The 21,576-nt window shown below is 67.6% G+C and carries 18 protein-coding genes and 1 tRNA gene; 9 read left to right on the top strand and 10 right to left on the bottom strand.

Features of this window, described 5'->3' with window-relative positions; all coding sequences use genetic code 11:
* The first annotated feature begins 177 nt into the window (after window positions 1-177).
* Window positions 178-1,497, top strand: coding sequence for a 30S ribosomal protein S12 methylthiotransferase RimO (gene rimO, locus AC1REK_RS10930; RefSeq protein ID WP_492268021.1), 1,320 nt, complete (start codon window positions 178-180; stop codon window positions 1,495-1,497).
* Between the two features lie 27 nt (window positions 1,498-1,524).
* Here the strand turns inward: rimO and AC1REK_RS10925 are convergent, their stop codons facing one another.
* The 3 genes from AC1REK_RS10925 to AC1REK_RS10915 form a co-directional block, all read right to left on the bottom strand.
* On the bottom strand, window positions 1,525-1,737 hold the full coding sequence (locus AC1REK_RS10925) for a hypothetical protein (protein ID WP_327521692.1): 213 nt from the start codon (window positions 1,735-1,737) through the stop codon (window positions 1,525-1,527).
* A gap of 146 nt (window positions 1,738-1,883) precedes the next feature.
* On the bottom strand, window positions 1,884-2,999 hold the full coding sequence (locus tag AC1REK_RS10920) for a hypothetical protein (RefSeq protein WP_492268022.1): 1,116 nt from the start codon (window positions 2,997-2,999) through the stop codon (window positions 1,884-1,886).
* A gap of 101 nt (window positions 3,000-3,100) precedes the next feature.
* On the bottom strand, window positions 3,101-4,075 hold the full coding sequence (locus AC1REK_RS10915) for a quinone oxidoreductase family protein (protein WP_492268023.1): 975 nt from the start codon (window positions 4,073-4,075) through the stop codon (window positions 3,101-3,103).
* Window positions 4,076-4,223: 148 nt separating this feature from the next.
* Between AC1REK_RS10915 and AC1REK_RS10910 the strand changes: the two genes are divergently transcribed.
* Entirely contained in the window at window positions 4,224-5,888 is a 1,665-nt protein-coding gene (locus AC1REK_RS10910; RefSeq protein ID WP_492268024.1) for a SulP family inorganic anion transporter, read from the top strand.
* A 54-nt stretch (window positions 5,889-5,942) separates the two neighbouring features.
* Window positions 5,943-7,121, top strand: a complete 1,179-nt coding sequence (locus tag AC1REK_RS10905; RefSeq protein WP_492268025.1) for a UbiH/UbiF family hydroxylase — start codon at window positions 5,943-5,945, stop codon at window positions 7,119-7,121.
* 9 nt (window positions 7,122-7,130) lie between these two features.
* On the opposite strand, the gene AC1REK_RS10900 is transcribed toward AC1REK_RS10905, so the two are convergent.
* The 3 genes from AC1REK_RS10900 to AC1REK_RS10890 all read right to left on the bottom strand — a co-directional run bounded on the left by AC1REK_RS10900 (window position 7,131) and on the right by AC1REK_RS10890 (window position 10,154).
* A complete protein-coding gene (locus tag AC1REK_RS10900) occupies window positions 7,131-8,234 on the bottom strand; it encodes a CaiB/BaiF CoA transferase family protein (RefSeq protein WP_492268026.1) in 1,104 nt (367 codons plus the stop codon).
* Between the two features lie 36 nt (window positions 8,235-8,270).
* Entirely contained in the window at window positions 8,271-9,272 is a 1,002-nt protein-coding gene (locus AC1REK_RS10895; protein WP_492268027.1) for an AEC family transporter, read from the bottom strand.
* A gap of 147 nt (window positions 9,273-9,419) precedes the next feature.
* On the bottom strand, window positions 9,420-10,154 hold the full coding sequence (locus AC1REK_RS10890; RefSeq protein ID WP_492268028.1) for a Crp/Fnr family transcriptional regulator: 735 nt from the start codon (window positions 10,152-10,154) through the stop codon (window positions 9,420-9,422).
* 151 nt (window positions 10,155-10,305) lie between these two features.
* On the opposite strand from AC1REK_RS10890, the gene AC1REK_RS10885 reads away from it, so the two are divergent.
* Together AC1REK_RS10885 and AC1REK_RS10880 are read left to right on the top strand one after the other, a co-directional pair.
* Window positions 10,306-11,757 (top strand): protoglobin domain-containing protein, encoded by a 1,452-nt coding sequence (locus tag AC1REK_RS10885; RefSeq protein WP_492268029.1) that lies wholly within the window; start codon window positions 10,306-10,308, stop codon window positions 11,755-11,757.
* A gap of 91 nt (window positions 11,758-11,848) precedes the next feature.
* Window positions 11,849-13,486: a methyl-accepting chemotaxis protein gene (locus tag AC1REK_RS10880; RefSeq protein ID WP_492268030.1), complete on the top strand. Its 1,638-nt coding sequence runs from the start codon at window positions 11,849-11,851 to the stop codon at window positions 13,484-13,486.
* Between the two features lie 57 nt (window positions 13,487-13,543).
* Here AC1REK_RS10880 and ocd read toward each other — a convergent pair whose 3' ends face one another.
* Window positions 13,544-14,557, bottom strand: coding sequence for an ornithine cyclodeaminase (ocd, locus tag AC1REK_RS10875; RefSeq protein WP_492268031.1), 1,014 nt, complete (start codon window positions 14,555-14,557; stop codon window positions 13,544-13,546).
* Window positions 14,558-14,687: 130 nt separating this feature from the next.
* On the opposite strand from ocd, the gene AC1REK_RS10870 reads away from it, so the two are divergent.
* Window positions 14,688-15,113: an Lrp/AsnC family transcriptional regulator gene (locus AC1REK_RS10870; protein ID WP_492268032.1), complete on the top strand. Its 426-nt coding sequence runs from the start codon at window positions 14,688-14,690 to the stop codon at window positions 15,111-15,113.
* A gap of 113 nt (window positions 15,114-15,226) precedes the next feature.
* On the opposite strand, the gene AC1REK_RS10865 is transcribed toward AC1REK_RS10870, so the two are convergent.
* The 3 genes from AC1REK_RS10865 to AC1REK_RS10855 form a co-directional block, all read right to left on the bottom strand.
* Window positions 15,227-15,301: transfer RNA gene (locus tag AC1REK_RS10865), tRNA-Glu, on the bottom strand.
* A gap of 98 nt (window positions 15,302-15,399) precedes the next feature.
* Complete coding sequence (gene recJ / locus AC1REK_RS10860; RefSeq protein ID WP_492268033.1) at window positions 15,400-17,202, bottom strand: single-stranded-DNA-specific exonuclease RecJ; 1,803 nt, start codon at window positions 17,200-17,202, stop codon at window positions 15,400-15,402.
* A 58-nt stretch (window positions 17,203-17,260) separates the two neighbouring features.
* The gene (locus AC1REK_RS10855; protein ID WP_492268034.1) at window positions 17,261-18,700 is read right to left on the bottom strand and encodes a DHA2 family efflux MFS transporter permease subunit; all 1,440 of its coding nucleotides are present in this window, start codon (window positions 18,698-18,700) and stop codon (window positions 17,261-17,263) included.
* A gap of 293 nt (window positions 18,701-18,993) precedes the next feature.
* Here AC1REK_RS10855 and AC1REK_RS10850 point away from each other — a divergent pair, with 293 nt between their 5' ends.
* From AC1REK_RS10850 to AC1REK_RS10840, 3 genes are all read left to right on the top strand, one after another.
* Complete coding sequence (locus AC1REK_RS10850; protein WP_492268035.1) at window positions 18,994-19,332, top strand: hypothetical protein; 339 nt, start codon at window positions 18,994-18,996, stop codon at window positions 19,330-19,332.
* 163 nt (window positions 19,333-19,495) lie between these two features.
* Window positions 19,496-20,989 (top strand): IMP dehydrogenase, encoded by a 1,494-nt coding sequence (guaB, locus tag AC1REK_RS10845; protein WP_316019269.1) that lies wholly within the window; start codon window positions 19,496-19,498, stop codon window positions 20,987-20,989.
* Between the two features lie 46 nt (window positions 20,990-21,035).
* On the top strand, window positions 21,036-21,446 hold the full coding sequence (locus AC1REK_RS10840) for an MAPEG family protein (protein ID WP_492268036.1): 411 nt from the start codon (window positions 21,036-21,038) through the stop codon (window positions 21,444-21,446).
* Window positions 21,447-21,576 lie beyond the last annotated feature (130 nt).

The following is a 21,576-nucleotide window of genomic DNA, read 5'->3' as shown; positions in this document are numbered from 1 at the left end:
AGCGGATTCCGGTTCGCATTGGCTTTCGGCATGACGACGATCATGCCGAAAGCCGTTTCGAAGTTGGCCCGCGCTCATCCGGCATTTGCAAATTCGTCCAAAAAGGATCAAAGGAAGCGCCAATGCGCCGGCCCTGCCGCGCCCTTCCCTTTTTCCTGACGTCGAGTCCTGCCGCCGATGAATGCCGTCGCGCCGAAAATCTCCTTCGTCTCGCTGGGCTGCCCCAAGGCCCTGGTCGACTCCGAGCGCATCATCACCTCGCTGCGTTCCGAGGGCTATGAGCTCAGCAAGAGCCATGCTGGCGCCGATCTCGTCATCGTCAACACCTGCGGCTTCCTCGACAGCGCCAAGCAGGAATCGCTGGAGGCGATCGGCTCGGCCATGGCCGAGAACGGCAAGGTCATCGTCACCGGCTGCATGGGCGCCGAGCCCGAGCAGATCCGGAGTGCCTTCCCCAACGTGCTCGCGATCACCGGCCCGCAGGCCTATGAGAGCGTCGTCTCGGCCGTGCATCAGGCCGCTCCGCCGAAGCATGACCCCTTCGTCGACCTGGTTCCGGACCAGGGCATCAAGCTGACGCCGCGACACTACGCTTATCTCAAGATTTCAGAGGGTTGCAACAATCGCTGCAGCTTCTGCATCATCCCGAACCTGCGTGGCGACCTGGTCTCGCGGCCGATCGGTGAGGTGCTGCGAGAGGCCGAGAAGCTGGTCAAGGCCGGCGTCAAGGAATTGCTGGTGATCTCGCAGGACACCAGCGCCTATGGGCTCGACATCAAGTACGCGCCCTCGATGTGGAAGGATCGCGAGGTCCGCACCCGCTTCTTCGAGCTGGCGCGGGAGCTCGGCCAGATGGGGATCTGGGTCCGCCTGCACTATGTCTACCCTTACCCGCATGTCGACGAGGTCATCCCGTTGATGGCCGAAGGGCATGTGCTGCCCTATCTCGACATCCCCTTCCAGCATGCCTCGCCCAGCGTGCTGAAGGCGATGCGCCGGCCGGCCCATCACGAGAAGACGCTGGAGCGCATCGGCAAATGGCGCGAGATCTGCCCGGATCTCGCCATCCGCTCGACCTTCATCGTCGGCTTTCCCGGCGAGACCGAGGACGATGTCGATTTCCTGCTCGATTGGCTCAAGGAAGCGAAGCTCGAGCGCGTCGGCTGCTTCAAATACGAGCCGGTGAAGGGCGCCAAGGCCAATGATCTCGGCCTGCCCGCCATCGCCGAGGAGGAGAAGGAAGCGCGCTGGCACCGCTTCATGAAGACACAGGCGCTGGTCAGCGCCCGCCTCGCCAAGGCCAGGGTCGGCAAGCGCATTCCGGTGATCATCGATGAGGCCGGCCCGACGGTCGCCAAGGGCCGCTCGAAATGGGATGCGCCCGAGATCGACGGCAATGTCTATGTCGCGAGCCGGCGGCCGTTGCGTCCGGGCGACATCGTCACGGTCAAGGTCGAGCGCGCCGACGCCTATGACCTTCACGGGGTTGCGGTCTGAGCCGGACCTCTCGTCCCTTCCTCTAAATCAGGCAAAGGTCGCGCCGAGGGCGCGCGGCATGCGGCGGATTTCAGCGACGCGCCCGATGCGCATCCGCGAGGGCTTCTCGAGCCGGGCCTGGCCCTCTTCGAGCTGAAGCGCGACGTGGATGGTCGGCCGGCTGGTCAGCTGGCCGTAGAGCACGGTCGCGACGATCAGGAAGGAGAGGCTGAAGCCTGCAAGGCGCAGGAAGCGGTACATGACGTAAGGTCCGGGAGGTGATTGTTTCCCGGTCATTGCCGTCGGCAGAGCCGCTTTCGACTTTCGCTTTCGCCTGCTTTCGCTTTTTTCTTTTCAGGTGGATTCGGCCATGGCCTCGGCCTGCGAGAGCTGACCTCCGCGCCGGCTCACGCTGCGGCAGGAAGGGGCGGATTCCAGCGAAGGTCAGATGCCCGCTTTCGCGCCGCCCGCTCCTGACGGCGTCGACGGCCGAGGCGCCCCAGCCACCAGCCGAAACGCTGTGCGGCCATGGCGAGCACCAGCACATAGCCGAGCAAAGCGAGCATCCAGCTTGCGGCGCTAAGGCTGAGCGCTCCGAGCGCCAGCGCCGAGCGGCCGAGCACCTTCAGCGTCGCACGCAAGGTCGTGGGTTTTGCCGCACCGAGGCGGGCTGCCTTGCCGATATCGCCCGCATCTTCGGCGACGGCGAGCACCTGGCGCAAGCCACGCTGGCCAGTGCGCGCATAGAGAACGCCGGCATCCTGGCCGAGCGCCGTGAAGCGTGCCAGGGCCGCCGGGCGGACGATGCCGCCGGCAGCGACCTTCGCCGCGGCAAGGTCGAGCCGCGCGGCTGCGCCAAGGCTGGCGGCGAGCGCCGGCCGGTCGAGCGCGCCGGCAGCGGCACGGCTGAGACTGGCGGTGAGGGCCGGCGAGAGCAGCTTCGCCTTGCCGGCGGCCTTGACGGCGCTCAGGCCACCACGGGCCGGCAGGCCGCCGCCCATGCTGACCCAGGTGGCGGCGCTGACGGCGAGCCCCACGGCGGACAGTGCGAGGATGGTTTCGTCTGCGCCCTGCCCGCTGAGCAGTTTTCGCCCTTCCAGCGCGAGGTCGCGCAGATCGCCGAAACCGGTGACATCGCTCGCCAGCGCTCCGGCGAAGGCGGCATCGCTGTCGCGCGCACCGGCAACGAAACCATGGCCGAAATCGGAAGCGGCGCGCAGCCAGGCACCGTCGCGCAGGGCCTGCAACCGCCGGAGCTGCTCGGGTGCCACAGCGATGTCGCGGTCTGCGGCGAGCGAGATGAAGCTGTCGGCGAGTTCGATGTCGCCGGCAGAGATCGCCTCCTCGATTCCCGTGGCGACGCGCGCCGCATCGAGCGCCTGGTCGAGGCGTAGTCGCGACAGCGCGACGGGATCGTCGGCGGCTGCGTGAAGCTCCCATAACCGCAAGGCGGGCGGTGCGACGAGCACCCCCGCGCCACCGAGCCCGAGCGCCAGCAGCAGCGCCAGCCCGACCCTTTTCATCCCGAGATCCGTCCGCAGCCCGCTCCAGCCGGAAAGCGCTCCCGGCAGGACGGCTTCTAGACGGCAATTCGGGCGGAATAGCGCTCCCGGTGCGGCAGCGCCTACGGAATGATCACCGTCGAGCCGGTGGTGCCGCGGCTCTCGAGCGCGCGATGGGCAGCCGCCGCCTCCGCCAACGGGAACCGGGCATTGATCGCCACCGTGACCTTGCCGGAGCTCACCGCGCCGAAGAGGTTTTTCGCCATCTCGACCATGGTCTCGCGCTTGGACGTATGCGTGTTGAGCGTCGGCCGGGTCACATACAGCGAGCCCTTCGAGGCGAGGATGCCGAGATTGACGCCGTCGACCGCGCCCGAGGCATTGCCGAAGCTCGCCAGCAGGCCGAACGGCTTCAGCGAGTCGAGCGAGGCGATGAAGGTGTCCTTGCCGACGCCGTCATAGGCCACGTCGCAGCCCTGGCCGCCGGTGATCTCCTTGACGCGCGCGGCGACGTTCTCCTCGCCGTAGAGGATGACATGGTCGGCGCCATGAGCCTTGGCGAGGTCGGCCTTCTCCTTCGAGCCGGCGGTGCCGATCACCGTGGCGCCCAGCGCCTTGCCCCACTGGCAGAGGATCGTGCCAGTGCCGCCGGCAGCGGCATGGACGAGGATCGTGTCGCCCGGCTTCACCTTGTAGGTCCGGTGCAGCAGGTACTCGGCCGTCAAGCCCTTCAGCATCATGCTGGCAGCCGCCTCGTAGGACACCGCATCGGGCAAGGCCACGGCCGCGGCCGCGGGAACGATCCGCTCCTCGGCATAGGCGCCGAGGCCCGCGACGCAGGCGATACGGTCGCCCGGCTTGAACTCGGAAACGCCCTCGCCGACGGCGAGAACATCGCCGGCCGACTCGTTGCCGGGCGTGAACGGCATTTGCGGCGCCGGGTAGAGGCCCGTGCGGAAATAGGTGTCGATGAAGTTGAGGCCGATGGCGCGGTTGCGGATCAGCAGCTGGCCGGGCCCCGGCGCCGGCAGCGTGACGTCTTCGAGCTGGAGCACCTCCGGTCCGCCGGTCTTGTGCACGCGAATGGCCTTCACCATGGCAATCTCTCCTCGAGGCAGGTGCGTGACCATAGGGACTTGCATCCGGCCGGCGCAACGGCTGGACTGCGCATGGGGATCAGCGTCTGGCGCGAGTCGCGTGCCGGAGAACGATCAGGCTGGCGGAATCGCGGAGCAGGAACAAGACATGAACGAGCCAGGGGCACACCTTGGCAGCGACACGGCTTCGCATGGAACCTTCGCTCCCAAGCTCTTCACCGTGCTGCGGGAGGGCTACGGCCCGGCCCGGTTGCGGGCCGACGCGCTGGCCGGGCTGACGGTCGCCATCGTCGCCCTGCCCCTCTCGATGGCGATCGCCATCGCCAGCGGCGCGACCCCGGCTGCCGGCCTCTTCACCGCCATCATCGGCGGCTTCTTGGTCTCGGCCCTCGGCGGCAGCCGCCACCAGATCGGCGGCCCCGCCGGTGCCTTCATCGTCCTGATCGCCGCGACCATCGACCAGCACGGCTTCGACGGGCTCGTGCTGGCGACGCTGGTCGCCGGCGCCATTCTCATCGCCATCGGGCTGCTCAGGCTCGGCACCTACATCAAGTACATTCCGCACCCGGTCCTCGTCGGCTTCACTGCCGGCATCGCCATCATCATCTTCGCCAGCCAGATCCGCGACCTCTTCGGCCTGACCCTGCCGGGCAAGGAGCCGGCGGCGCTGCTGCCGAAGCTGCAGGCGCTTTGGCAGGCGCTGCCCACGGTCAATCCGGCGGCCATGGCCCTCTCGGCGCTGACCATCGGCGTCATCCTCGGCCTGCGCCGGTGGCGGCCGGGCTGGCCGGGCCTGCTGATCGCGGTCGCCCTCGCCGCCGCGCTGGTGTTCCTGCTGAACCTGCCGGTCGAAACCATAGGCAGCCGCTTCGGCGGCATCCCGAATTCGCTGCCGGCTCCGCATCTGCCGGCCTTCAGCCTCGAGAAGCTGGTCGCGGTCCTGCCGGCTGCGGTGTCGATCGCGATCCTCGGCGGCATCGAGTCGCTGCTCTCGGCGGTGGTCGCCGACGGCATGACCGGGCGGCGGCACCGCTCCAACACCGAGCTGGTGGCGCAGGGCGCCGCCAATATCGGCGCCTCGCTGTTCGGCGGCATCTGCGTGACAGGGACGATCGCGCGCACCGCGACCAATGTCCGGGCCGGTGGCCAGACTCCGGTGGCGGGCATGCTGCACGCCTTGTTCGTGCTGCTCTTCATGCTGGTCGCGGCGCCGCTCGCCTCCTACATCCCGCTGGCCGCGCTGGCAGGGGTACTCGCCGTCGTCGCCTGGAACATGGCGGAGAAGGCGGCCTTCATCGCCATCCTCAGGCATTCCCGTGCCGATTCGGTGGTGCTGCTGGCGACCTTCCTGCTGGTGATCTTCGAGGATCTGATGGTCGGCATCGGCGTCGGCGTCGTGCTGGGATCGCTGATCTTCATGCACCGCATGGCCAATGTCGTCACCGTCGAGGCCGGAATGGACCCTGCTTTGGTCGACGACGATGACATGTCCGAGCCGGCAGAAACGGAAAAGGTCCGCAACGGCAATGGCGATACCTTCCGCTACCGCATCTCCGGCCCGCTCTTCTTCGGGGCCAGCATGAGCGTCGCGACCGTGCTCGATCGGACCGGGCCGTTCCCGGCCCGCATCGTGCTCGATCTCTCCGACGTTCCCTTCGCGGATTCGAGCGCCGCTGTCGCGCTGCGGGCGATGGTCGACAAGGCGATCCGCCATGACGCGCGGGTCGAGATCCTCGGCGCGACGGCACCTGTGCGCCGCGTGCTCGGCCATGAGGGGATCGACGAGACGCTGGTCAGGTTCCGCGATGCCTGAGCTGCGGCAAGGGCGCGCTCGCCAGCGCTGCCGACATGGGCTAGCCAAGACCACATGACGGAACAACCCATGCAGGATTGCGAGATCGCCATCGTCGGCGCCGGCGCGGTCGGGATCGCCGCGGCGCTCGCCCTCGCCGCCAGCGGCCGGCAGAGCGTGCTGTTCGGCGCTGCGACCGCCCCGCGCGACGGCCGCACCGTCGCCCTGCTCGACGGCTCCTGGCGCCTGCTCGGCGAACTCGGCCTCGGCAAGGCGCTGGAGCGCCTCGCCGCCCCGCTCGAGGTCATGCGCCTGGTCGACGATACCGGCAGCCTGTTCCGCCAGCCGCCGGTCGAGTTCAAGGCCGCGGAGCTCGGTCTTTCGGCCTTCGGCTGGAATGTCGAGAACGCGGCGCTCGTCGAGACCCTTGCCGCGCGTGCCGCGCAAGAGCCGGCGATCCGCATGGTGCCGCTGCCGGTCGAGGAGATCGAGATCGGGCCGGAAGCGGTGCGGCTTTCCGGCGCTGGCTTCGAGCCCCTGCATGCGGCCCTCGTGGTCGGTGCGGATGGCCGCAATTCGCGGGTTCGGGCCGCAGCCGGGATCGAGACGCGCGACTGGACCTACCCGCAGGTGGCGCTGACCGCCATCCTCAGCCATCGCCGCGAGCATGGCGACGCCTCGACCGAGTTCCATACCCGGGCCGGCCCGTGCACGCTGGTGCCGCTGCCGGGCCGCCGTTCCTCGCTCGTCTGGCTGCTGGCCCCGCGCGAGGCCGACGAGATCGCCGCGCTCGACGATGCCGGCTTCGCCCGCGCGGTCGAGCGGCAGACTCATTCGATCGTCGGCGCGATGACCGTCGAAGGCCGACGCGGGCGCGTGCCAATGGGCGGCTTGTCTGTCGAGCGCTTCGCCGCGGAGCGCGCCGCGCTGATCGGCGAGGCCGCGCATGTCTTCCCACCGATCGGCGCGCAGGGCCTCAATCTCGGCCTGCGCGACGTCGCGGCACTGCGCGACGCCCTGATCGAGGCCGAGGATCCCGGTGCCGAAGGGGTGCTGGCGCGCTACGACCTTTCGCGCCAGGCGGATGTGCGGCTGCGAACGGGCGCCGTCGACGCGCTGAATCGGACCTTGCTGACCGACCTGCTGCCGGCCGATCTGTTGCGTGGTGCCGGCCTGCTCGCCCTGTCGCGCTTCGGCCCGCTGCGCCGCCTCGTCATGCGCCAGGGTCTCGCCGGCGGCACCGCCGCTGGCTGAGCGCGACGTTCAGAGCGCTTCGTCGCCGACCGCCGGAACCTTGCGCAGCGCGGGTGCCGCATCGCGGAAGACCGGCGCCAGCGGCAAAGGCGTCGAGACGATCCGGCGCCCGCCCGGCTCCTCCGCCTGCCGGTCGAGCAGGCCGCGGGCGGTGAGATGGGGATCGGCCAGCGCCTCCTCCAGCGTCCGCACCACGGTGCAGCAACAGTCGAGCGGCTCGAGCAGTGCGCGCCAGTGTTCGGCAGGCTGCGCGCCGATCAGCGCCGCGACGGCGGCGCGCGTCGCCTCCTCCTGCCGGCGATCATCGCGCAGGGCCTCATCGAGGCCGATTGCCGCGCAGAACGTCGCCCAGAACTTCTCCTCCAGCGCTCCGACGGCGAGGAACCAGCCATCGGCGGTGGAGTAGAGCCCGTAGCGCGGGCTGCCGCCGGTCAGCAGCCCCTCCCCGCCCTGCGGATAGCGCCCGCTCGCCTGGCCCTGTGCCAGCCCGTACCAGGCGAAGGTCGGCATCGCATCGGTCATGGCGATGTCGAGATGACAGCCCTGTCCCGAGCGGTCGCGCTCACGCAAAGCGAGCAGGATGTTGAGCACGGCCGGCATCGCCCCGCCGGCGATGTCGGCGACCAGCGTCGGCGGCAGCGGCGCGGGCTCGCCGCGCTTCAGGGATTGGCCGAGCAGCCCGCCGATCGCCTGATAGTTGATGTCGTGCCCGGCTTCGAGCGCGCGCGGGCCTTCCTGTCCGTACCCGCTGATCGAGCAGTAGATCAGCCGCGGGTTGATGGCACGCATGGCTTCCGGGCCGAAGCCGAGCCGCGCCATCACGCCGGGTCGGAACTGCTCGATCAGGATGTCGGCCTTCTCGATCAGCGGGTGCAGGCGTTCCACCGCGTCGGGAGCCTTCAGGTCGATGGCGAGGCTGGTCTTGCCGCGATTGAGCGCCGCGAACGGCGCCGAGGTCTCCCCCAGTCGCGGCGGGAAACGACGCATGTCCTCACCCTCCGGCCGCTCGATCCTGACGATCCGCGCTCCCGCCTCGGCCAGGAACAGGCTGGCGAGTGGGCCCGGCAACAAGGTCGAGAAGTCGAGAACGAGGAGGTCGGAAAGCGGCTGCATCGTCGGGCTTGCCCTTGGCGAGGCCCGGCCGGGCGCTCAGTGGAAAAGATCGGCGGGCATCCTGCCCGTCTTCACCAGCCACAGGAAGCCCGTCAGCGTCACGGTCGAGACGATGGTGCCGACGAGGATGCAAGCCGAGGCACGCTCGACGCCGACACGGTACTGCGTCGAGATCACGAAGATGTTCAGCGCCGGCGGCAGCGCGGCCATGATCACCGCCGCATAGATCCAGGCGTCGGAGAAATTGCCCAACGCCGAGAGCAGGATCCAGACCAGCAAAGGGTGCAGCACCAGCTTGATGAAGACGAGCGCGGGCAATTCGCCGGGCATGCGCTTCATCGGCCGCAGCGCGACGGTGACGCCGAGCAGGAACAATGCGCAGGGCGCCGCGGCCTGAGACAGCCAGAGCGTCATCTTGTCGATTGCAGTCGGCAGTTCGAGCTTGGTGAAGGCGGCGAGCACGCCGGCGACGGTCGCGAGATTGAACGGGTGCGTCGCGACCTTCCAGGCGACGTCGCCGGCCGTCGCTGCGAGGCTGCGCTTCTCGACGCCGGCCACCGCCATCAGGAACGGGATCAGCGAAAACAGCAGCAGATTGTCGAAGACGAAGATCAGGACGACGGGGGCGCTCGCGACCGGCCCGAGCGCCGCCAGGATCAGCGGCGGTCCCATATAGCCGATATTGGAATAGGAGCCGGCGACGCCCTGCATCACCGCCTGGGGCATGTTGCCCCTGGTATATCTGTAGCCGAGGGCGAAGGAGAGCACGAAGGCGATGAAAGTCGCTGTCGTCGTCACTCCGACGAAGGCCCAATTGGTCAGATCGCTCAGCGGCTTGTCGGCGATCAGCCGGTAGAACAGGCATGGCAGCGCCACATAGATCAGGAAGAACTGCATCCATGCGAGCCCTTCCTCCGGCAGCTGCTTGTAGCGGCCAACGGCGAAGCCGAGCACGATCAGCCCGAAGAAGGGCGCGACAAGATTGAAGAGATTGGCGAGGTCGGCCATGCGGGCGCTGCACTCGGTGGGTTCGTCCACCTGGTGCCCTCCCGAAAAGGCGAACCACGCGGTACGGCCTTATAGGACGCTGGCCAGCAGATGAGAACCTGCGCACCCATGCGCCTCGGTCATGGCGCGCCCGAGAACCGGCAACGTCCCCGCCGTCTTTGCCGGGTCTCGCGCAGCCTATCTGATGAAGCGCTCGACGGGTTTCGCATTGATCTCGAAGGCCTTGCGGACCCGGCCATAGCATTCGCAGGCATGGCCCTGGAGCCGCTCGGCGTCGAGGACGGTCAGGTCGCCCCGCGAATAGGCGATCGCCCCGTTCTCCATCAGCTTCGAGCAGACCTGGTTGACGGTCGCCCGGCGCAGCCCGAGCGCCTGCGAGATCGCCGCCTGAGTGAGCTGGAAACTGTCGCCCACGACCCGGTCATGGGCGTGCGCCAGCCAGCGCGCGATGCGCTCCTCCGCGCTGTGAAGGCTGTTGCAGGCCACCGTTTCGAGCAACTGGATGATCAGGCTCTTGGCGTAGCGCAGCATGGCTTCGCGGACGCAGGGAAAGCTGGCGATCGCGTCGTCCAGATCCTGGATGGACAACCAGGATGCATAGCCGGGAACCGCGACCGTCGACTGGCTGATCGCCTCGCTTCCGCCCATGATCAACGGGATGCCGATGAACCCTTCATAGCCGATCGAAGCCTTCTCGACACTGCGCCCGTCGCGCATCTCGGCCTTGAGAGAGATCACGCCTTCATGCGGGAAGATCGCATGCGTGAAGGGTTCGTTCTCCTGATTCAGCGTCTGGCCGAGAGCCAGTCGCCGCGTGATCAGACGCGGCTCGATGAAGGCCCGTGCCTCGGGCCGGACCGAGAGCAATACCTGATTCCGGATGTCGAAATCGCCCTTCAACTCTTGCTTCAAGCATTCCCCCGGGCGTTGCGCTGGGCCATGGCGGACAATCTTCTGTTAACCTTGCGTAACGTACGCTACGGTACTCAATAAGAACGGAATCGTTCACATCCTCTCGGTCCCCGTTCCGCGAGGCGATCACGGCGCAGGGAGCTGTTATTCCATGAGTCTGCCTGGACCTGAAAGGGTGACGGATGCGCTCGCCGAAGGCTCGGAACGCGCCAGTTCGTCCCTGATTGGTCGCCCACTCTCCGGCAACGGTCCGGGCCATGGGCCGTGCTGCGACGACATCTCGGAAAGGCTCCGTTTCGCCGGGATCGATGACGAGGCCCGCGCCCTGCTCCGCGAGATCCGTCCGATCGTGGCTGTCGAGCTCCCGGGCGTGCTCGACGTGTTCTACCGTCACATCCGGCATTTCCCCGATGTGTCCCGGCTTTTCCCGAACGAGACCGTGCTTGCACGGGCTCGCCAGATGCAGATCGCGCATTGGGACCTGATCACGGAGGCGGCGTACGACAGCCAGTACGCCAACTCGGTCAGGCGTATCGGCGAGGTGCATTGCCGGCTCGGGCTGGAGCCGCGCTGGTATATCGGCGGCTACAATTTCATCCTGGCGCGATTGATCGCCCGCATCGGCCGGCCAAAGGCGGCATGGCGCCTCGGCAGGGAGCACCGGATGCAGCGTGCGGCGATCGCGCTCAACCGCGCTGCCCTGCTCGACATGGATCTGGCGATCGGTGTCTATCTCGAAGCGGAGCGCCGCAAGCGGCAGGAAACGCTGGAAGGGCTGGCCGGCAATTTCGAGCAGGTGGTCGCCACCGTCGTCCGCTCCGTCACTGCTGCAGCGAACGATCTGCAGGCTTCGGCGGGGCAACTCGCAGTGTCGTCGAGCGAGACCTTGGAGCAGGCCGACGCCGCGACGGAATCCTCGCTCGAGGCGACGACGAACATCGAAGCGGTGGCCGGTGCGACCGACGCCCTGGCGCTTTCCCTCAGTGAAGTCGGTCGGCAGATCGCGGCCTCCGGCCTGGTTTCCACGCGCGCGGTGACCGAAGCCCAGCAGATCAGCGGCCAGGTCGGTGAATTGACTGGCTCCGTCGACCGGATCGACGGGATCGTCGACGTGATCCGGGAGATCGCCGGCAAAACCAGACTGCTGGCGATGAACGCCAGCATCGAAGCGGCACGCGCAGGCGAGACCGGCCGCGGTTTCTCGGTCGTCGCCGCGGAGGTGAAGCTGCTGGCCACCCAGACGGCTCATGCGACCTCCGAGATCGACGCCCAGATCGGAACCATCCGCGACTTCACCCAGTACGTCGCGGCCGCGGTTGGCACGATCAGGCGCACCATCGACGAAATGAACGGGATCGGAGCTGACATCGCACGCGCCATCGCGGACCAGGAACAGGCGACCCAGCAAACCGCCGGCAATCTCCAGCAGGCCTGGCAAAGTTCGGCCGAGGTCGCGAACAGCATCGTCAGCGTGACAAGGCGTGCCTCGGAGTCGAGCGCAGCATCCGCGCATGCCTTGTCGGCCACGACCGACCTCGCACGGCAGGCCGGAAGCCTGATGTCCGAATCCGAGATCTTCCTGTCGACGGTGAGAGCCGCCTGACCGAGCGCCCGCGCAGGACTCATCGCAACGAATGGACTTGCCTCACCTGCCCTAGACCCAAGCCGTCAACTCATTCCATCGGGATAGTCATATGTCGTCGTCGAGCGCCCTATCCGAACGCCTTCAGTTCATGAAGCTGGACAAATCCGCTCTGGAGAGCATCCAGAGTGTAAAGCCGATCGTGATGGACGCGCTGCCGCAAGCGCTCGATGACTTCTACGACCAGGTTCGCGCGTTTCCCGAGACACGGGCGTTCTTTTCGGGAGAGCCTCAGATCTCTGGCGCCAAGAGCAAGCAGATCGCCCACTGGGACATGATCTCGGGAGGGCGCTTCGATGAGGACTACGTCCGGGCGGTTTCAATCGTTGGCCAGGTCCACGCCCGGATCGGCCTCGCACCGCGATGGTATATCGGCGGCTATGGCCTCGTTCTGGAAGCCCTGATCGGCAAGATCATCGCGGCGCGCTGGCCACAGGCCAACGAGGAAGGGACAGCTGGCGTCTTCGGAAAAGCGTTCCGGGCTCGCCAGAGCAAAAGCGACAGCGCGGTGAGTGCCGGATCGGTGAGTGCGGAGGTGAGCGCCGTCGCCAAGGCGACGCTGCTCGACATGGACTTTGCGATTTCGGTCTACCTGGAGGCGGCCGAGGCCGCTCGCCTCAGGAGCGAGCGGGAGGTGCTGGAGAAAGAGCGCGCAGCGGTCGTCAGCTCCGTGGGGCAGGCCATGGCGGCCATGGCCCGTGGCGACCTCACTTATCGCATGCCCGATGACCTGCCGGCCGAGTACGGCCAGCTCCGCGATGATTTCAACGCTGCGGTCGCCACGATGCAAGACACGATGCGGACCGTCCTGTCGACGACGCGGGAGATTCGCTCGAGCGTCGGCGAAGTTTCGCAGGCCTCGCAGAATCTGGCTCAGCGGGCCGAGGAACAGGCCGCTTCACTGGAAGAGAGCGCCGCGACGACCGAGGAGCTGGCGGCTTCGGTCAAGAGCAACGCGCAATCCTCGCGGCATGCCGAGCAGGCCGCCCGCGAGGGGATGCTGGTCGCCGAAGAAGGCGGCGCGATCGTCCGGCAGGCGGTCGAAGCGATGACGGGGATCGACGAGGCCTCAAAGAAGATCGCGGAGATCACCTCGCTGATCGACGGCATCGCCTTCCAGACCAATCTGCTGGCGCTCAATGCCGCCGTGGAAGCCGCCCGCGCGGGCGATGCCGGTCGCGGCTTCGCGGTGGTAGCCTCGGAGGTCCGAACCCTCGCCCAGCGCTCCGGCGAAGCCTCCAAGGGCATCAATACGCTGATCAGCGCTTCCAACACCGAAGTCGCGCGCGGCGTCACCCTGGTGCGCTCGGCGGGCTCCGTACTGGAGCGGATCGTCGCCGCATCCCAGCAGGTCGCGTCGGCGGTCTCGGGAATCTCCTCCGGTTCGTCGGAACAGGCGAACGGGATCGACGAAATGAGCCAGACGCTCGCGATGATGGATGCCTCGACGCAGCAGAACGCTGCCCTCGCCGAGGAAAGCGCTGCGTCCGCGGCCGCGTTGTCGAGCCAGGTTCAGAGGCTGGACGGGCTGATCGCCGCCTTCAAGGTCGACGGCTCCTCGGCGCAGGACGCGCGGTCGGTCGCGCACTCCGCCACCAGCGAGCCTGACCGGCTGAGGCGACTTGCTCTGGAGGCGCTTGCCGAAAACGCTGCCGGTCCGCGCGCATTCGCCGGCAAGGGAGCGGCGTGAAGCACACCCGTCTCTCCCCTTCGCAAGCCGTGCGAGATTCCCGCCGGGATCGAGCCTTCAGGCGGCGAGCAGGCCGAACAGGTTACGCGGATCCTCAGGCTCGGTCAGCAGGTCGATCTCGTCGTAATAGTCGGTGCCCTCGATCAGGTCGTCGAGATAGCGCAGCGCCGAGAAATCCTCGGTGGCGAAGCCGACGGAATCGAAGACCGTGATCTGGTCGCGGGCGCGGCGGCCTTCCGCCTCGCCGGTGATCACGCGCCAGAGCTCGGTCACCGGGAAGTCGGGCGGCATCTGCTGAATCTCGCCCTCGATCCTGGTCTGCTCCGGCAGCTCAACGAAAACATCGGCGCGAAGCAGGATCTCGCGCTGCAGCTCGGTCTTGCCCGGGCAGTCGCCGCCGACCGCATTGATGTGCACCCCGGCGCCGACCATGTTGTCGGAGAGGATCGTCGCCTTCAGCTTGTCGGCGGTAACGGTGGTGATGATGTCGGCGCCGAGCACCGCCTCCTGGGCGCTCGCCGCCACCTCGATCTCGAAGCCCCGGCCGGCGAGATTGGCGAGGAATTTCTCGGTCGCGGTCGAATCAATGTCGAAGACGCGCAGGCGCCTGATCCCGTTCAGCGCCTTGAAGGCGAGCGCCTGGAACTCTGACTGCGAGCCGAGCCCGATGATCGCCATCACCTCGGCATCCTTGCGCGCAAGATAGCCGGCGGCGACAGCCGAGGTCGCCGCGGTGCGCAGCGCGGTAGTGATCGTCATCTCGGAAAGCAGGCGCGGATAGCCGGTGTCGACATCCGCCAGAACCCCGAAGGCGGTCACCGTCTGCAGGCCGGCGCGCGTGTTCTTCGGGTGGCCGTTGACGTATTTGAAGCCGTAGAGCGCGCCATCGCTGGTCGGCATCAGCTCGATCACGCCGTCGCGGGAATGGCTGGCGACGCGCGGCGTCTTCTCGAACTCGGCCCAGCGTCGGAAGTCCTCTTCGATATAGCCCGCGAGCCCGGTCAGATAGGCCTCGACCCCGACGGCCCTGACCAGCCGGACCATGTTGTCGACGCCCACATACCGCATCATCGCGCGCCCTCCTCCGCTGTTTCGTTCCCTTCCCATTCTACGACAAGGCAATTTGCACTAAGAACTGCGAACAAGTTCATCCAGAGGCAGGAAACCAAGCAATCTGCCAATCAAAATTGAGCATTTTGCCATGCATGTCTTCGACGAGCTCGATCATCGCTTGATCTCCGCCCTGCGCGAGGACGGCCGCGCGCCGATCTCGAAGCTCGCGACGATTCTCGGCATCTCGCGGGCGACCGTGCAGAGCCGGCTCGACAGGCTGATCGAATCCGGGGCCGTGCTCGGCTTCACCGTCCGCTTCCGCCAGGACACCGACGACAAGGCGATCCGGGCGATCATGATGATCGAGGTCACCGGGCGCTCGACCACGGCGGTGATCCGCCAATTGCGCGGCCTGCCGGAGCTTCATTCCCTGCACACCACCAATGGCGGATGGGACCTCGTCGCCGAGGTCCGGGCCGACAGCCTGAGCGATTTCGACCGTGTCCTGCGCGAGGTCCGCACCATCGACGGCGTCCTCAACAGCGAAACCAGTATCCTGCTGAGCTCGGTCTGAGCGCGCTCGCACGGGCGCTCGGACAGAAGAGGCGTCGCGGCGGGAGTGAACGGCACAGCCAAGCCGGTTGATGGGCGCGTAGAACTGGATGGATCAGCGAGATGCCACAGCAGTGGCGCGACCTACGGGAGTCGAACCCGTCTCCCCAGCGTGAAAGGCTGGTGTCCTAACCGATAGACGAAGGTCGCGAGCTTCTGCCGCGAGGCGGCGTTGCTGCGAAGCGGGGCGAGCTATAGTCACCCTGCCGCGGTTGGGCAAGCCCGGTTTTCGGATTTCTGTCGACCGTTCACAGCGGCTTCGCCAGATCGAGCACGCGCAGCTCCGCCTTCTCCGAGCCGCCCCAGCGATTCAGGGTCAGCGTCGCGGCGAGATGGACCTGCTCGCCGCGCGCCGCCAGCAGCGCCTGGCCGAGCGGCTCCTGCGCCGCCCGGAAGGCGACGCCGCCGATGCTGGCGCCGTCCCCGGCGCGCAACCTGACGCGCAGATGGCCGCCGCTGCCGATCTCGACGACATCGGCCAGCCGATGCGCCGGCAGCACGAAGACCGGCTCCGGGCAGCCCGAGCCGAACGGGCCGGCGCGGTCGATCTCGGCGAGCAGCCGCGGATTGGCGCCGCCCGCGCTGATTGCGGCATCGACCAGCAGCGCCTCGGCCTCGCGCGAGGCCGCGACATTGGCCGCGAGCTCTGCGCTCATGAAGGCGATGAAGGGCGCCTCCTGCCCCGGCGCCAGCGTGATTCCCGCCGCCATGGCATGGCCGCCGCCCTTGATCGCGAGCCCGGCCTCGACGGCGCGGCGCACGGCGGCGCCGAGATCGACGCCGGGAACGGAACGGCCCGAGCCGGTCGCGCCGCCATCGGGATGGCGTGCCAGGGCGAAGGCCGGCCGGCGAAAGCGCTCCTTGAGCCGGGCGGCGATGAGCCCGACCACGCCCGGATGCCAATCGGCGGAGCCGACCAACAGGACAGGATGCTCGGCCGCGTCACCGAGACGGTGCTCGACCTCGGCCACGGCCTCCTCGACGGCGGCGCGCTCGATCTCCTGGCGCTCCTGGTTCAGCCGGTTGAGCTCGGCGGCGATGCTGCGTGACTCGACCTCGTCATCGGTCATCAGCAGGCGGGCGCCGAGGCCGGCATCGCCGATTCGCCCGCCGGCATTGATCCGCGGGCCGAGCAGGAAACCGAGATGCCAGGGCTGAGCCGGGCCATCGAGCCCGGCGGCATCGAGCAGCGCCGCGAGACCGGGCCGCTGGCGCAGCCTGAGAATCGCGATGCCCTGGCGGACGAAGGCGCGGTTGAGGCCGATCAGCGGCACGACGTCGGCGACGGTCGCGAGCCCGACAAGATCGAGCATCGCCAGCAGATCGGGCTCCCCGCCCCGACTCGCCCAATGCCCGCGCCGGCGCAGCTCGCGCGCGGTGGCGACCAGCGTCAGGAAGACGACGCCGGCGGCACAGAGATGGCCGAGGCCGGAGAGATCGTCCTGCCGGTTAGGATTGACGATGGCGGCCGCCGCCGGCAGCTGTTCCGGCGCCTGGTGATGGTCGAGCACGACGACGTCGAGCCCGAGTCTGGCGGCCTCGCGCAGCGGCTCGTGGCTGGTTGTGCCGCAATCGACCGTAACCAGGAGCGTCGCGCCCTCCCCGGCCAGCATGGCGATCGCCTCGCTGTTGGGGCCGTAGCCTTCGATCAGCCGGTCGGGAATATGCACGCGCGGGCGGGCGCCGGCCTGCTTGAGGAAGATCGCGAGCAGCGCCGCCGAGCAGGCACCGTCGACATCGTAGTCACCGAAGATCGCGACCTTCTCACCGCGTGTCGCCGACTCGGCCAGACGCTGGGCGGCAGCCGCCATGTCGAGCAGCACGGAAGGATCGGGCAACAGGTCCCGCAGCTTCGGTTCGAGATAGCTCAGGGCCTCGCTGGCGGCGACACCGCGCCCGGCGAGGATGCGCGCCACCGCGTCGGGGACGCCTTCGACCTGCGCCAGGGCCTCGGCCCGGGCCAGCCCCGCAATGTCGAGCCGGTCGCGCCAGGGGCGCCCGAGCGCCGAACGTTCGACGCCGAGAAAGGCGCGCTGGGAAACGGAATTCATCCGCCACCGGTCGCCCGGCGGGGCGCGTTCGTCAACCGCTCGGGGGGCATGCCGGCCATCATTCGAGCGGCTTCTGGTCCTCGATCGCCTGTGCCGTCGCCTTGCGGGCGCTGATCGGCGCGTGGCCGGAGACCTCGGCGCCGGCATCGGGCTTCAGGCGTACCATCCACAGCGCCGACGAGGCCGCGATCAGGCCGACGAGCGCAAAGGCCGGCCAGAAATCGGCCGCGCCGAGTGCCGCACCGCCATTGAAGGCGTTCGCCGTCTCCAGCGCGAAGGCGCCGATGGTGACGCCGAGGCTCAGCGACAATTGCTGCGCGACGCTCGACAGGCTGGTGGCGCTCGACATGTCGCGGTTCGAGACATCGGCATAGCTCAACGCGTTGATTCCGGTGAACTGCAGGGAGCGGAAGCAGCCGCCGATCAGCAGAACCGAGAGCATCAGCCAATGCGGCGTCGACGGCGTGAACAGACCGGAGGCGGCGAGGAAGGCGGCCCCCACCAGGGCGTTGAAGGTCAGCACGCGGCGGAAGCCGAAACGCTGCAGGATCGTCTTCGCCAGGGTCTTCATGATCAGCGCGCCGGCGGCCGAGGCGAAGGTGATCAGCCCCGATTGCAGCGCATTGAGCCCGAAGCCGAGCTGCAGCATCAGCGGCAGCAGGAAGGGGATCGCGCCGATGCCGATGCGGAAGATCGAACCGCCGATGACGCCGATATTGTAGGTCGGGATCCGCAGCAGGGTGAGATTCAGCACCGGATGAGGGATGCGCCGGGCGTGGAACCAGTAAGCCACCAATGCCAAGGCGCCGAACGCGACGCAGGCATAAGAGACGCTCTCTGGCACGAGATGGCGCCCGCCGGTCACCAGGCCGAGCATCAGGGCGGCGAAACCGGTCGAGGAGAGCAGAAAGCCCTTGATGTCGAGCGGCGCCACGTCCTCCTCGCGGATATCCTCGAAGAACTTCGTCGCCAGCACGATCCCGAGCAGGCCGATCGGCAGGTTGATGAAGAAGATCCAGCGCCAGTCGAAATAGGTGGTGATGAAGCCGCCCAGCACCGGGCCGACCACGGGGCCGACCAGCGCCGGCACGGTGAGATAGGCGAGCGCGCTGACCAGCTGCGATTTCTCGACGCTGCGCAGGATGACGAGGCGGCCGACCGGCACCATCATCGCGCCGCCCATGCCCTGCACGAAGCGGGCGCCGACGAAGGCGCCGAGCGAATTCGAAAGCGCGCAGAGCACCGAGCCGAGCATGAACACGCCCAGTGCCGTGCGGAAGATCGTACGGGCTCCGAACCGGTCGGCCATCCAGCCCGAGATCGGGATGAAGACGGCGAGGCTGACCAGATAGGAGGTCACGGCCAGCTTCAGCGCGATCGGGTCCTCACCGAGCGATTGCGCGATGACCGGCAACGAGGTGGCGATCACCGTCGAGTCGGTGTTCTCCATGAACAACGCACAGGCGACGATCAGGGGCAGGAGCTTGGCGCGCTGCAAGGGCGGACTTTCTGGCGGGCTGCGCGTCAGCCTTAATCCGCGTTCCGCCTGCTGACGAGAGTACAGGGGCACGAATCGCGGGCTTGCGCGAGTTGCGCCTGCTGCATGACGAATCAATCCACCTCCCTCACGGCGACTGCGAGGCAGGCGCAAGCCTTGGCACGGATACGTGATGGCAAATTGGCCATGCGTTCGACGCGGGTCAAAGACGAAAGAGCGTGCCTATGTGAGGTCCGGGGCGAAGATCTTCACATTCGAGATCGGAAGGGCCGGCGCGCCGGCGAAGGTGTCCCATGTCCACTCAAGAGCAGCATTCTCTCCGCATGGCGCCGGTTGGAGCGCCTGTCCGCGCCGCCGCCTTCGCGCTCCTCGCCGGCTTCGCCTTCCTCGGCCTCGGCTCCACGGCGGCGACCGCCCAGTCGAACAGCTGGGAACGCGGCTGTGCCGAGCGCATGGTCTCGCCGGGCTCCGGTGATGCGCTGCGCGTCTACAATTGCGCCCGCCAGAAGGAATGCCAGGCGATGGCCAATGCCAAGGGCGCGATGATGATGGAACTCGGCTGCTTCTTCGTCAGCCCCTCGGCTGTCCCGGCAGCGCAGGCAGGACGTTCGCGCCCGGGCGAGCAGCAATAGCCAACTTGTGGCTGGGCGTGCTTCACGGTGCGCCCGACACAACTTTCCACCGTGGCCCCCTAGCGGCCTCGTCGCCCGCATGATAACGGGCCTCGTCAACTCGGCCATGGGCGCCCTGCCCGGCCACGAACTAGCGCCGGCCCGGCCGGCCCCGGAGTTGACGATGGCAACGATCACCGACGGCCTTATCCGCGACGGCCTGACCTTCGACGACGTCCTGCTCGAGCCGGGCCCTTCGGAAGTCATGCCGGCCGATGTCGACGTCTCGACCAAGCTGACCAAGACGATCTCGCTCAACCTGCCGATCATCGCCTCCGCCATGGACACGGTGACCGAGGCCGGGATGGCGATCGCCATGGCGCAGGCCGGCGGCCTTGGCGTGGTGCACCGCAATCTCGAGGCCGATCAGCAGGCTGCGCAGGTCAAGCTGGTGAAGAAGTTCGAGTCGGGCATGATCGCCAACCCGATCACGATCTTCCCGGACGAGACGCTGGGCGATGCCCTCGCGATCATGAAGCACAACTCGATCTCGGGCATCCCGGTGGTCGAGCGTGGGCCGCAAGGCCATAAGGGCCGCCTCGTCGGCATCCTCACCAATCGCGACGTCCGCTTCGCTGCCAATCCCGAGCAGCCCGTCTCCGAGCTGATGACCAAGGACCGGTTGATCACGGTGCGCGAGGGGGTCGGCCAGGACGAGGCCCGCCGGCTGCTCCACCAGTTTCGGATCGAGAAGCTGCTCGTCGTCGACGACCATTTCCGCTGCATCGGCCTGATCACCGTCAAGGACATGGAGAAGCAGGTCGCGCATCCGAATTCGGCAAAGGATGCGCATGGCCGCCTGCTGGTTGCTGCTGCGACCACCACCGGCGATCTTGGCTTCGAGCGTTCGGAGATGCTGATCGATGCCGGCGTCGACATCATCGTCGTCGACACCGCCCATGGGCATTCGGCCAAGGTGCTGGAAGCCGTGACGCGGGTGAAGAAGCTCTCCAACGCCGTCCAGATCATCGCCGGCAACGTCGCCACCGCCGGCGGCGCCCAGGCCCTGATCGATGCCGGCGCCGATGCGATCAAGGTCGGCATCGGCCCGGGCTCGATCTGCACCACCCGCATCGTCGCCGGCGTCGGCGTGCCGCAGCTCACCGCGATCATGGATGCGGCCTCGGCCGCCCAGAAGGCCGGTATCCCGGTGATCGCCGATGGCGGCATCAAGTATTCGGGCGATCTCGCCAAGGCGCTCGCCGCCGGCGCCGCCTGCGCCATGGTCGGCTCGCTGCTCGCCGGCACGGACGAGACGCCGGGCGAGACCTTCCTCTACCAGGGCCGCTCCTACAAATCCTATCGCGGCATGGGCTCGGTCGGCGCGATGGCGCGCGGCTCGGCCGATCGCTATTTCCAGCAGGACATCAAGGACTCGCTGAAGCTCGTTCCGGAGGGAATCGAAGGCCAGGTCGCCTATAAGGGCCCGGTCTCGAACGTGCTGCACCAGCTCGCCGGCGGCCTGCGGGCGGCGATGGGCTATGTCGGCGGACGCAACCTCGAGGACTACCGCGCCAAGGCCCGCTTCATCCGCATCACCAGCGCGGGCCTGCGCGAGAGCCATGTCCACGACGTGACCATCGTGCGCGAGAGCCCGAATTATCCGACCCGCTCGTGAGAAACCTGCTTTGATGCACAACTGCAGGTCCTTCACGAGGTAGGCCATGACGCTCAAGCTGATCTATCGAGCGCTCGCCCAGGTCTTCTGGACCTTCGTCGTGCTGGTGATCGTGTTCCTGCGTCGCAAGAAGGCCTTCGACAATCGCGAGGTCGGGATGGCGGATGTCGCCGTCTCGACCGAGCGCTATCCGGAACCGGCCCGGCTCGCCGCCGCGAATTTCAGCAACCAGTTCGAGACGCCGGTGCTGTTCTTCGCGCTGGTGCTGATCGCGATCCATGTCGGCGCCACCGGCTATGTGATGGCGGCCCTGGCCTGGGCCTTCGTGGCAACCCGCATCGTGCATTCGCTGATCCACACCGGCAGCAACGATCTGCGCCAGCGCGCCCTCGTCTACGCAATCGGCGTCGCCTGCCTGTTCTTGATGTGGATAGGAATCGTCATCGCGATACTGTGATCGGGCGCGCTTCGCGCCTGCTGGCGCTGAAAGCGAATGCCGGTGAAAGGTATTCGCCGGCCGTGTCACATTGCCGCTACATGCCGCAACAATGCGTGATGCCGGCTTGCGCCGGCAAACCACCCTCTGC

The sequence above is a fragment of the Allobosea sp. GW823-FHT02B03 genome, from assembly GCF_058797755.1.
The sequence above is the reverse complement of the archived record's forward strand: the minus strand, read 5'-3'. Positions and strand labels throughout refer to the sequence as shown.